The 11683-nt window shown below is 66.3% G+C and carries 10 protein-coding genes; 3 read left to right on the top strand and 7 right to left on the bottom strand.

Annotation, left to right across the window (positions count from 1 at the left end):
* Positions 1-146: 146 nt before the first annotated feature.
* The 7 genes from I4I82_RS07410 to I4I82_RS07380 form a co-directional block, all read right to left on the bottom strand.
* Positions 147-2024: a DUF8728 domain-containing protein gene (locus I4I82_RS07410; protein WP_218595554.1), complete on the bottom strand. Its 1878-nt coding sequence runs from the start codon at positions 2022-2024 to the stop codon at positions 147-149.
* Complete coding sequence (locus tag I4I82_RS07405) at positions 1969-3153, bottom strand: glycosyltransferase (RefSeq protein WP_218595553.1); 1185 nt, start codon at positions 3151-3153, stop codon at positions 1969-1971. Before I4I82_RS07405 ends, I4I82_RS07410 begins: the two co-directional genes overlap by 56 nt.
* Complete coding sequence (locus I4I82_RS07400) at positions 3150-4364, bottom strand: DUF1972 domain-containing protein (RefSeq protein ID WP_218595552.1); 1215 nt, start codon at positions 4362-4364, stop codon at positions 3150-3152. The genes I4I82_RS07405 and I4I82_RS07400 overlap by 4 nt, the downstream gene beginning before the upstream one ends.
* A 992-nt stretch (positions 4365-5356) precedes the next feature.
* Positions 5357-5776 carry a type VII toxin-antitoxin system HepT family RNase toxin gene (hepT, locus tag I4I82_RS07395; protein WP_218595551.1) on the bottom strand — a complete coding sequence of 140 codons (420 nt, stop codon included), beginning with the start codon at positions 5774-5776 and terminating at the stop codon, positions 5357-5359.
* The gene (gene mntA / locus I4I82_RS07390; protein WP_226369924.1) at positions 5766-6140 is read right to left on the bottom strand and encodes a type VII toxin-antitoxin system MntA family adenylyltransferase antitoxin; all 375 of its coding nucleotides are present in this window, start codon (positions 6138-6140) and stop codon (positions 5766-5768) included. Before mntA ends, hepT begins: the two co-directional genes overlap by 11 nt.
* Positions 6141-6167: 27 nt before the next feature.
* The gene (locus tag I4I82_RS07385) at positions 6168-6683 is read right to left on the bottom strand and encodes a SixA phosphatase family protein (RefSeq protein WP_218595550.1); all 516 of its coding nucleotides are present in this window, start codon (positions 6681-6683) and stop codon (positions 6168-6170) included.
* Positions 6684-6708: 25 nt separating this feature from the next.
* The gene (locus I4I82_RS07380) at positions 6709-7887 is read right to left on the bottom strand and encodes a glycosyltransferase (protein WP_218595549.1); all 1179 of its coding nucleotides are present in this window, start codon (positions 7885-7887) and stop codon (positions 6709-6711) included.
* A gap of 378 nt (positions 7888-8265) precedes the next feature.
* Between I4I82_RS07380 and I4I82_RS07375 the strand changes: the two genes are divergently transcribed.
* From I4I82_RS07375 to I4I82_RS07365, 3 genes are all read left to right on the top strand, one after another.
* On the top strand, positions 8266-8547 hold the full coding sequence (locus I4I82_RS07375) for a hypothetical protein (RefSeq protein WP_218595548.1): 282 nt from the start codon (positions 8266-8268) through the stop codon (positions 8545-8547).
* 164 nt (positions 8548-8711) lie between these two features.
* Positions 8712-10049: a sugar transferase gene (locus I4I82_RS07370; RefSeq protein ID WP_218595547.1), complete on the top strand. Its 1338-nt coding sequence runs from the start codon at positions 8712-8714 to the stop codon at positions 10047-10049.
* A gap of 161 nt (positions 10050-10210) precedes the next feature.
* Positions 10211-11665: a lipid II flippase MurJ gene (locus I4I82_RS07365; RefSeq protein ID WP_218595546.1), complete on the top strand. Its 1455-nt coding sequence runs from the start codon at positions 10211-10213 to the stop codon at positions 11663-11665.
* Positions 11666-11683: the final 18 nt, after the last annotated feature.

Raw genomic sequence — 11683 nt, 5'->3', positions numbered from 1 at the left:
AAGTACTCCTTTGAAGAACTGGAAGAATCGCGTACGCGAAAGCGTTTCTGGCTTGTCGTTTGACAGTTGCCGCGGCTCCTGAGACCCGCAAGTCTAATGCGCGATTTTCGTTTGCCAACTGAGGATGCATGGAGGAAGGGGAGGCGCTACGGCAAAGCGGTTGGCGCGCCAAAAGCAAGCTGCGCTGCACGTTGTGCGGTCTGGCTATAGGTCGGCGCAAATTCTTGAACTGTTGCGCCATGTCGGTCTGTCGCGCCAGCCGGGCTTGTAGCCCAGCCAAGCAACCCAGCCAAGTCGAACCGTTCATCGCTGAGGTATTCGGCTTGCAGGTCGCTTCGGCTCTGGAAGATTGCCATCAGAGTAGCGATTGCTCGACGTGTGGCCTCGTCTTCGTATGGCACTCCGAGCTGGGCAGAAATCTGACTTGCGGTCGGCTGGATGAGCGTACTCGTAAGATACTTCGCTTCTGCGATCGCCCGAAAGCGCTGCCACACGACTACTTTCCCGTTGCTCCAAACCGGCTGATACGCGAGCGCGAACCATGGCTCGCTTGCGGCTGCTTCCATGCCCGCCCACTGAGGCTGGTGCACGACCCAGTAGTCGGGCTCTTCGCGTGTCAGCCAGGAGATGGGGTCTCTGTTCGCAATCTCACGGACCGAGTCCTTGGACAGCAGGCCGAGAAAATCGATCATCTCGCGATCGCTGAACCAGCCGACGATCCCGATCTCTGCCAGCGCGACCGTCGCATCCTCGGGGGTATTGGCCTTGAGCCACGACGCGGTATCTAGGTACTCGGGCCGGTCGACGCCTCGAATGATGTCCCTCCAGCCCACTACTGTCATCACGCCGGTCGCGAATACTGCGACAGCGAGCGCGACTGCGCCGGCCCGCTGTGAGACGCTTTGCGAAGCCTTGAGCCGGTCGTCGGATCCGGCACCCCGTCGCCCAGCACTACTGCGGATGAAGTTCACGGCTGAGGCACGTGAAATCACTGAGATCGCAATTCCGCCGCACAGGGCCATCAGTGCGAGTTGTGGCCCGTAGTACCAGTGGTAGCTGGGTGGTCGGATGATTAGGCCGTATGCGGCGAAGAGAAGTGCTACGCCTAGGATGAACGCGCCCAAGTAGCGGCGCAGCCCAAATAGTCCGCCGACGAGCAGTATTCCTATGCCGCCCATCAGTGCGGCCACTGTGGCCCACTCCATGAAGCCGAAGACCTTGGGACTCACGGCGAATCCGCGCAGGTAGAGCATGTCACCCCACAGGCCACTGCGTCCCTGTGCCACCTTCGCGGCAAAGGTGTCTGGAATGATGGGGATGTTGATGGCTAGTGCCGTCAGGGCCCACAGGGCGATTGCTGCCGCGGCGCCTGCCATTAAACGCATCGGGAAGTGCTTGAACTGTATCCAGAGAAGAACGAAGACTACTGCCGCGAACACTGCTCCGTCGCCGCGAACCAGTGTTGCCGCGACCAGTGCGAAGCCGAGCGCTGCGTGTTTTCCGGCTCCCTGTAGCAGCACCGCGAGTAGTAATAGGCAGATGAATGCAGAAGTCTCAAGGCCTCGAGTCGCGAGTAGCCAGGGATTGATGATCATCAAGCACATCGCGGCGAGGCCGCCGAGTGTCATTGCATTCTTGCGAAGAATGAGGAAGGTCAGGTAGCCGGATGCAGCCGTCGTGAAGACGAAGAGCAGAGTCGTCGCGAGTTCCATGTCGCGGAAGATCGAACCGAGCAGTGCGAGTAGCAGGGTGTAGAGCGGAGCGGAGACGGCGTTGGTGGTGGAGTGGTGGAGGTTGTACACCCAACCGTGGCCGTCCAGTAGGTTCTGCGCATATCGGAGAATGATGAATGCGTCGTCCGGAACCTTATCGGCGGTGTGGTGTACTGCCAGGACGGACAGCAGTAGGCACGTAGCTGCTACGGCACTATGAACAAGTGCTGTCAGTCGATACCGCGAATGCTGCGCCTCACCGCGCTGGATGCCTTGAAGCAAGTTCTCGGCTACGTGCTCGCGGACTGCCATTCGCTCTCCTGGGCATTGCAGCTGCTATCAGTGATATGGCTCGAGCGGCATCGCCGAAACCCACACCGCTTTTCATGCGCTCAGCGCCTGCCTGACTGAGGGCGCGGCCTAGATCCGGGTTGACGACGAATTCGGATATGGCTGCGGCGAGCGCGCTCGGGTGGGCATCAACCAGTAGCCCACCGCCGCTTGCGATGATCTCCTTCGTCCCGCCGAGGGCGTAGCCGATCACTGGGGTCCCGACCAGGAGGGATTCAGCAGTGACGCGTCCGTAGGCCTCGTTGCGCGAGCAGACGAGGCTCACGTTGGCGTCGCGCAGGACCTGCAGCGGCTCGTCGGTCTCACCTCGGTGGAAGATCGAGTCATCCATCCCGAGGTCGTGAATGCGAGCGGTGAGCTCCGCGAGCGTCGTCGGTGTCGATCCTCCGTACAACTCCAGGGTCACGTCGACTCCCTCGCGGCGAGCCATCGCAACGGCCTGGACGGCGTCGAGCTGTCCCTTCTCCTTTGAGAGCGTTCCGAGCATCACGATCCGGGGCGTGGTACCTCGTCTCACCGATGGTGGGGCGACAGCGGGAAGGTCACCGATGGCCGGAGGCTCGATCATCGACGCACCATGGAACTGGGCGGCGACGAACTCTGACACTGCAACGGTGACGGAGGAGCAGCCCTTGAGGATCTTGATGATGAGCTGTTTCGGCAGAACAGATTTCAAGGTCGGGTTGGTGGCGATGCTCTCGCTGAGCAACGTCACCACAGGGATTCCTGAGAGTCGACCGGCTACCACGGGGGCCGGCACGACCGTCGATCCGACGATCATCCGGTCGGGGCTCAGCCGCTTCAGCAGCCTGAGCCATGGCAAGACGTGCAGCGCTGACTGGATGAGTTTGAGGAGCCCGCGGAGACCGGTGTGGTCGACGCCCATCCACCACTGCATCGGGCTGTGGTGAATGACTACGCGTGGAATGGACGCCTTCAGTAGCGGCTCCAGCGGACCTGGTCGTGGTAGGACGACCTCCACCCTGTTGCCCTGCCGGTGAGACGCCTCGGCGAGCGCGAGGATCGACCTCTCCGCTCCGACAGTCAAGGACGAGTGGGAGACGAAGAGGTCGTAGGTTGCCTTCGTCACGCCACGCTCTGCGGCGCGGGAAGCGGATCGGGCGATACCGGACGCTGCTCAGGGATGCTGACGGGCGCTTCGATCGATGTCGTCTGGGACGTCGCCTGACGTCGGATAGCGAGGGATCGTCGACCATCGACCAGGTCCTGGCAGAGCTGCTCGTACCCGTCTGCGACGGCGTCCCATCGGTAGAGGACCTCTGCCCGAGCCCTCGCACCGGCGCCGCGCACGCGAGCCTCTCCGGGGTCTGACTCGACCGACCTGAGTTGCTCAGGAAGATCCGACGGCGAGCCGAAGTAGGTACCCCCCTCGCCGAGGACCTCGCGGTTGAAGTTCACGTCCCAGGCGATGACGTTGGCGCCTGCGCCCATAGCTCGCAGGAGCGACGGATTGGTGCCTCCGACGGAATGACCGTGCAAGTAGCTCGCGCATCCTGCGTACAGCGAGTTGAGGAGGTCCTGGTCCCAGACCCCGCCGAGCATGCGGATCCGGGGATCGGTGTCGGCCATCGCCTGCACCCGCTGTTCATAGGCGCTCGCATAGGGAACGGTGCCGACCACGACGAGGGGCAGAGTGGCATCGCTCCGCCGGTACCCGTCGACGATGACGTCGACGTGGTTCTCGGGCTCCATCCGAGCAACCACGAGGTGGTACTTGCCGGATTCCAGGCCGACCGACTGCAGCTTGGCGGGCTCGGTCGTCGTGATGATCGGTGCGCCGTAGGTCAACAGGACGCTGTCGCTGTCGAACTTCGCGCGGTAGTAGTCCTGGATGCCGGCCGCATCCGCGATTAACTCGTCTGCGAGCTTGACGGCGAGCCGCTCGTTCGCGAGGTAGTAGCGGCGACCGGTGGGCCCCCACTTCGCGCGCTTCCACTCCAGCCCGTCGACGTGTACGGCCACCGGGATGCGCGCTGCCCTGATCAGGGGCAGAAGGGGCGCATTGGCCGCGTTGAACACCAGCGCGACGTCGACGGGATTGCGGAGGAGGTGGGCGACCGACAGGGCGGTGTGGCTGAGCGTCTCCGCGGTGGGGTGACGCAGCGCAGGAAGGACCACACGCTTCATCCCGAGGTGCTCCTCCGAGGTGTCGTTGCCCCGGCAGTAGACGGTGACCTCGTGTCCGAGCTTGACGAGGCGCGAGCCGACCTCTTCGACCGCGGTCTCGAAACCACCGTAGCGGGCGGGTACACCACGGGTGCCGATCATCGCGACGCGCATAGCCAGTCCTTCAATCAGAGGGAGGTGGGTGACGAAGGCCCGGTCGCCTTTGAAACCCCGGACTCAAAGCTGCTATCGGTGGTTCGCAGGGGGTCGTTGCGGGCGCACGCGACCAATCGTCAATGTTGATGACTGACGGTGGTCGCTCGTCCCCATGCGTCGCGGATTGGGTGACACTGGTCAACGTGTGCCGGAGGACTCGGCGACGGGGGCGATCGTGTCGCGGCAGCGGACCGGCGGGGTAGAGGCGAAGCGGTCGGGGCCGAACAGGGGTAGCAGGGTCGCGAGCTGGCGGGCCTGCTTGCGGTGCCCGAGGGGGGCGGCCGTCGTCTCCTCCCTCCTGACGGTGGTCGACGACCTCTACGAGGCAGCTCGTGACGCGGAGGCCGTTGGGGTGCTGACCGAGTGGCCGAAGTTCCGTGCACTGGACTGCCGCGCATCGGCAGCGAGATGGCGGAGAAGCTCGTCATCGACACCCGGCTTTGGCTCGACCCCGACGTCATCCGGCGCGCCGGATTCAGGTGGGTGGGGGTCGGCGGCGGCAGGTCGTCGGCGCGTAGTCCTCTCGTCCCGAACCGCAGACGTGGGCAGGTTCACCAGGGTCACGGCGCCGGCGAGCGTGAGCGCGAGGACCGTACCGGCCGTTCCGTGGACTGGCGACCTTGTCGGTGATCGTCCGGGCCGTCGCGATGCCGCCGATCTGAGCCGCGGTGACAGCTAGTTCACGTGGTGGGTGACAACAATCGCGGTTACGTACGATCCCGGTTCCGCCGCGGACGACCAGCCGCAGGCGGAAAGCGCGACGACAAGTGCCAGTACGAGGACGGCGGCCTCGACGAGGGAGCACTCGCCGTCGCACCGCTCTACCAGGAGATCTACCTCATCCGCCGGCTCCCCTTCGACCCGGAGCATCCGGCCCCTGCGAACTGCGCCCGGAGAACTCCTCATGGGGTTGCCCCGGGACAGCTGATCCGGTGGCCCTCGTCATCGCCTCACGAGGCCGAAGGGAGCCATCCGGTCACGGCGGTGATGTAGTGCTGCAGGTCGGTGGGGTCGGCGAGGCGCGACAGGACGACGCCGTCGTCCACTGCGGCGTAGTCGTGGACGAGGACGTTGCGGAAGCCGGCGGCTCGCCGCATCGCTGCGGCGAGATCGTCGGTCAGTACGCCGTGCGCACCGAGCAGGCGGAGCGCGTCGCCGTTGTCCCGCGGTGGGCCCCAGCCCTGCGTCGCGCACACGTGGTGCGCGACGTCCACGCACGCCTCGATCGCCGTGACGAAGGTGTACTTGACTCCCCGCATCCAGATCGGGTCGGCGCGGCGGTCGGCACCGGCTGCCGCCTCCATGCGCAGGACGGCGAGGTCGTCGCTGACCGCGCGGAGCAGCCGCAGGACCCGGACCTCATCGACCACGGAGCACGGCCTCGGCGAACTCGCGGTGGCTGCGTTCCAATCGCGGCCGCTCGTCGGCGTAGATCTTGCGGGTCATCGCCACCCAGTGGACGCGCGCGGGTGGGTCGTCGTCGAACAGCACCTTCCCGTGCTGGGCGATCCGCCCGGCCAGCTCCAGGGGAGCGGTGTTGAGGACGATCAGGTCGACCCCCGTGGGGAGGAGCACGTCGAAGGACGCCGGTGCGTCGGCGGGCCACCAGGCCGCGACGTCGATGTCGGAATCGGGTCGATGCCCGCCGGTGGCGCGGCTGCCGTGCAGCAGCGCGAACCGGGCCCCGGCCCGGCGCAGCATCGCGATCGCCTCGGCAACCGCTTCCTTCGTCACCGGCGCATTCTGGCACGACTCCGTGAGTCAGGCGGTCGGGTGCGAGTAGTAGTCCCACGTCCGCAACCGGCCGGCGGTGAAGCCCAGGACCCAGGTGCTGGCCTTGCGGCTCGACGGGTCGTTCTTACCGGTCAGGGCCCCGACGACGTCGGGGATCACGCCGCCCTGGCTGCAGACCAGGCTGACGCCGGGCTGTGCGGCGATCTCGCGGAAGCGGGCGAGGCCGGCGGCGCGGTCGTCCCAGTAGCCCTCCTCGCCCAGCAGGGGCTCGTCGGCGACGGGCAGGCCGGAGGACTCGGCGACCGGGGCGATCGTGGCGCGGCAGCGGACGGGCGGGGCGGAGGCGAGGCGGTCGGGACCGAACAGGGGGAGCAGGGCGGCGAGCTGGCGGGCCTGCTCGCGGCCGGTGCCCGAGAGCGGGCGGAGGTCGTCGGGGCCGTCCCACTGGTTGCGGCTGCCGGCCTTGGCGTGGCGGACCAGCACCACCACCGAGTCGGGCGGGCCGGTGTCGGAGAAGCGGTGCAGGATGTCGAGGTCGCTCACGTCCCCGAGCAGGCGGACAAACCATTCAGTGGCTGCGACGGCCCAGGGCGGAGAGCACAGGCCCACCGCGTGTCCTTTGACCGTGTCGCCGTCCCGCCGCGTCGAGCAATTCCTCGTAGTTGTCGTCCACCATGCTGGCGGCCGCAGCGATGCCGAGACGCCTCATGATCTGCGGGGTCTGACGCGGCAGTGGGTCGGTGTCCAGGACTCGTCGAATTGCAGCACCGAATTCGGACGGCGTCGAGTCCAGCGCAACCTCTCTCCGCTCGTCCTCCATACGAGCGGCCTCGACCCGCCGGACGTCGTCCAGTGCTGGGCAGCTGCTGTAGAGCACGGGCAACCCGGCAGCGAGCCCCTCGAGAAGGGCGAGCCCATAGGTCTCCTCGCGACACGGTGAGGCGAGGAGGTCCATGCACGACAGCATGGGCGACACGTCGGCCACCTCGCCGACGAAGCGAACCCGGTGCTCCACGCCAAGACGGATGGCGAGCTGCGACAGCGCATCCTGCTGTGGACCAGCGCCGACGACGAGACCGACGACCCGCTCCGGTAGGTCGGCCAACGCCTCGACCACCACCTCGAACCGCTTCAGCTCGATGAGCCGCCCGACCAGGCCTACGACGAACTGGTCCGGACGGATACCGAGTTCGGTCCGCGTCCGCTCACGGGCGACCGGGTCGAAGGCGTACGACGCCACGTCGAGCCCGAGCGGGACCACCCCGATGTCGACGCTTCCCCCCACGCGCCGTCGCAGGCAGTTCGCGACATCCTCGGACACTGCCAGCATCCGATCGTGCTGCCGCGCGGCCAGTTGGTAGATGAGCCGGAACAGCGGATTGTCGGCGCTGCGCCCTTCAAAGTCGGCTTCCTTGAGCGAGTGCTCCGTGCTGATGACGACGGGTACCTTCGCCGCCCGTGCCGCGAGTGACCCGTAGAGCTGGGCGCGGAACAGATGCGTGTGGACGACGTCGTAGTTCCCGTCGCGGATGTGGCGCCGGATGCGGGCGAGTGCCCTGACGTCACGGTTGCCGCTCATCCCGATCGAGTCGACCCGAATCCCGTGTGCCCGCAGCTCCTCAGCCACGACTCCCAGAGCAGCCAAAGCCAGGACGTCAGCATCCGCGGACGAGTGCGCTATCAATGACCGCAGGTAGCGCTCCGCACCACCGGCGGCAAGGCCGGTGATGACATGCAGGACCTTCACGCTACAAGAACCTCTCAGAGAGTTGGTCGACGAGAGCAGTTCGGCATGATCACGCGCTGCTACAGACCACTCGAACGAGTGATCAAAAGCAGTGGTCCCTGCCAAGCAGACCTCGTTCGACGATGACGCCGCGTTACCAACGTGAGGGGGTGGCTGTCCCCACAATGCCTCCATGCACCGGTCACAAGGAACTTGTCAGTAGCGACATAGGGCACTGAGCTGCAAGAACTCGCTCCCGGCCGCGCGCGCCGACTGGCTCACGGTGCAAGAGCGAGCGCGCTCGAGCGACTGCCACCCGGACGGGTGTAACGCCTGCGGGGAATCAGGCGAACTTGCCCTCGATATCTCCACCCGCCAACTCACCGGGGGTCGGGCCACATGCAGCCCATCGTGCAGGACTTCCAGCCGCACCACGCCTCGCTGCGGGCCGCGCACATCGTGGCGCCGCCACACACTCTCGTGAGCAACAGCGCTCGGCTGGGCCGGCTGTACGTCGGCACCGTGCGATCACGGGCGGAGGCCCACGAGCACGCACCCGAGGTGCGGTCCCTGCTGGCGGGGGCGCTCCCTGCCCACCACCAGAACGGCGCTGGTGCGGCGCTCCTCCATCTGTCGAAGCTCCCGCGCGTCAGCCGTGCATCGATCGGTGGTTCACGGTGAGCGAAGCAGTCGACCGTCGCCCCCACACATCTTTATCCAGACAGCGCTGGCAGTTGCTCGGCGGCAGACGGGATGAGCCGTTCGGCTCCGAGCCGGAGCCGCTGCTTGGACAGGTGGTGGGTCCCGCGAGGATCCTCACCTCGCGCGGATCTCGGCAGTACGCGGTGACGGTCATCGCCCCCGAGCTGCTCGCCCTCGGGTCGGCCGTGGTGGTTGCCGCACTCATCGGTCTGGGATGGCCCGTCCCGGCCATCGGCGGCCTGATGGCCGTCGGGACCCTATTTAGCGGATCGCTCCAGTGGAGGTTCCATCCCAACGTGCTGGACGATCTCCCAGAGATCGTTCGAACAGCGGTGGCGGTGACGTTCGTCGTAGCCGTCGCACCAGTCCTGGCCGGAACGGATGCCGATCTGGCCGCGCACACTCGCCTGTCGCTCGTCGTCGGTGCGTCGGCGCTTGCCGGTGTCGTGATCGGGCGGGGCGGGGCGTACGCGTTGGTCCGCCGTGGCCGGCGTCGAGGACTGGGGCGCCTCCGCGCCATCGTCATCGGAACAGGTGCGACGGGAAGTCGGATCGAGCGAGCCCTCGCCGCCAACCCGGCATTGGGGGCCGACGTGGTCGGCTTCATCGACGACGGCGTCGAGCTGGCGCCCGGCTTCGTTCCCCTCGGTGACATGAACCAGCTGGCGGACATCGTCAGTCGGCTGCAGATCCAGCTGATCATCGTCGCGCAGTGGCGGGGATCGTCTGCGGTGGCGGTGGACCCCCTGCGGTCGATGCACGGCCTCGCCTGCGACATCTTCGTCCTTCCTCGCTTCCACGAGCTGCACGACGATGCGTCGAAGTCGCAGATCGTTGCCGGTCTGCCGCTGGTCCGCCTGCGCCGGTCGGCATTTCGCAGGGGCAGTTGGCGCGTGAAGCGGGTCTTCGACGTGTGTTCCGCAGCGCTCGCGCTCGTCATCGTCGGTCCGGTGATGCTCGGCGTCGCGCTGGCGGTCCGACTCGAGACCGGTCCGGGAGTCATCTTTCGGCAGCAGCGGATCGGCCTCAACGGGCGGGTCTTCACGCTGTACAAGTTCCGTTCCTTGGCCCCGGTCGGCGACGAGGCCGAGGTGCGCTGGAACATCGACGGCGACACCCGGATGGGGCCGGTGGGTCGCATCATCCGGGCGTCCTCGCTCGACGAACTCCCGCAGCTCGTCAACATCCTCAAGGGAGACATGAGCATCGTCGGCCCCCGCCCGGAGCGGCCGCACTTCGTCGACGAGTTCAGTCGCGACGTACCGGGCTACCAGCATCGTCACCGCATGCCGGCAGGCCTCACGGGGCTCGCCGTCGTCCGGGGGCTGCGCGGTGACACATCCATCCGGGACCGGGCTCATTACGACAACCTGTATGCGGAGTCGTGGTCGCTCTGGCTCGATATCAAAATCATCATTCGGACGGCAGGGCATATCTCTCGTAGTGTTCTCGGCCGCAAGTCGACTGAACCGATGGATTGATGCGAACCCGAGAATGCCGAGGATGGGGCTCGACCAGCGACACGCTCCCGGTCGCGCCCGACACGGACGCTCCATCGCAGCGACATCGGAAGCGGCAGCGACTCGTTCTGCGTGCCGCCCTGATATCGACCCTGCTCATCGGCGCGGGCTCGCTGCTCGGGATGATCCGCGACCTCTTGATCGCCTCGTACTTCGGAGCCGATGGTTCCACGGACGCGTTCCTCGTGGCGTGGACGATCCCCGAGACCGCCGTGCCGCTCTTGATCGACGGTGCCATGGCCCTGCTGCTGATTCCGACGTTCACCCGTGCCTTATCGATTGGCAGCGACTCTCCGGCCTGCGACGAGGCGTTCACCGACCCGCGGGTCGCGGTACAGTCCGTGGTCGGGGCGATCCTGCCCAGGCTCATCGTGGTACTCGTCGTCCTGTCCGCCCTCGCCGGATGCACCGCTCCGTGGCTGGTGCCGTTGCTTGCACCCGGACTCGCGAACCCGGAACTCGGCGTGCAGGCGATGCAGATCGTGGCCGGGAGCGTGGTGCTCCTCGGCGTGGCCGGATTCATGTCCGGCGCTCTGCGTGCTCATATGATCTTCGGACCGCCAGCAGCGGTCTCGCTCGCCTTCAACGTCGGAATCATCGGTGGGATCCTCGTCCTGCACCGGCCGCTCGGTGTGCTCGCTGCGGCAGTAGGCGTCACCATCGGGGCGGCGCTGATGGTCGTCGTCCAGGCGCCGTCGTACCTCCGCACGGTTCCGCTGCCACGCCAAATCGTGCTGCGAACCGTGATGGTCGAGTTCGCCGCGTTCCTGCCGATCGCGTTCTACACGATCACCCGGCAGTCGCAGGTGTTCATCGAGCGCTTCGTGGGTTCGTCATTGCCGCCGGGGACGATCTCACACCTCAATTACGCACAGAAGATCGGCCAGCTGCCATCGACGCTCGCCCAGATCTTGGCTGTCGTGACGTTCCCGATCCTGGCGCGCAGCCTGGCCAGCGGCCAGACCGACGCAGCGAGGACCCGGATGGAGACGGACATCCGGGTCATCGGCGCGGTCGTCGTCCTGGCCACCGCATTCCTCCACCTCCACGCGCCCGAGGTCGTCGGTGCACTGTTCCAGCGGGGACAGTTCACCGCCACGGATACCGCCGCGACAGCTGACATCCTGCGCATCTACGTCCTGGGTCTGTTGAGTCAGGCACTGGTGGCGATCGTCGTTCGGACACTGTTCGGAGCGAGGCCGACCTTTCTCCCGGCTGTCGCGATGGGTGCGACCCTCGTCGTCACGGCTGTGGTGGCCGGCGTCGCTGCGCCGGTCTTCGGGGGAGCCGGTATCGCTGCCGGCAATGCGATCGGCATCACCGTGGGCGCCGTGCTCCTGTTCCACCGCCGAGGACGGAGTAGCGCCATCTCACCGAAGGCGATCGCGCTGATCCTTCTCCGACTCCTGCCTCCCGTCCCCCTCGCTTACGGTGCAGGCCTAGTTCTATCGGGCTTCACCGCGGGTCTCCCGTGGGTTGTGAGCCTTCCTGCAGGAGCTCTCCTGATGGCCGTCGTCTTCGGTGCCGGTGCAGTCCTCTCCAAGGCTCTGCCGATGCCAGGAAAGAGACCGAAATGAATCGCACATCGTTTCCGT

This window comes from Pseudonocardia oceani (assembly GCF_019263585.2).
In the GTDB taxonomy this organism is placed as follows: Bacteria; Actinomycetota; Actinomycetes; order Mycobacteriales; family Pseudonocardiaceae; genus Pseudonocardia; species Pseudonocardia oceani.
This window is presented reverse-complemented; position numbering and strand designations above follow the sequence as displayed.

What these genes read in the sequence shown, in the direction of transcription:
- I4I82_RS07410 (WP_218595554.1), bottom strand. Translation starts at nt 2,024, where the DNA reads ATGGCAGTCCGCGAGCACGTAGCCGAGAACTTGCTTCAAGGCATCCAG.
- I4I82_RS07400 (WP_218595552.1), bottom strand. Translation starts at nt 4,364, where the DNA reads ATGCGCGTCGCGATGATCGGCACCCGTGGTGTACCCGCCCGCTACGGT.
- I4I82_RS07375 (WP_218595548.1), top strand. Translation starts at nt 8,266, where the DNA reads ATGCAGCCCATCGTGCAGGACTTCCAGCCGCACCACGCCTCGCTGCGG.
- I4I82_RS07365 (WP_218595546.1), top strand. Translation starts at nt 10,211, where the DNA reads ATGATCCGCGACCTCTTGATCGCCTCGTACTTCGGAGCCGATGGTTCC.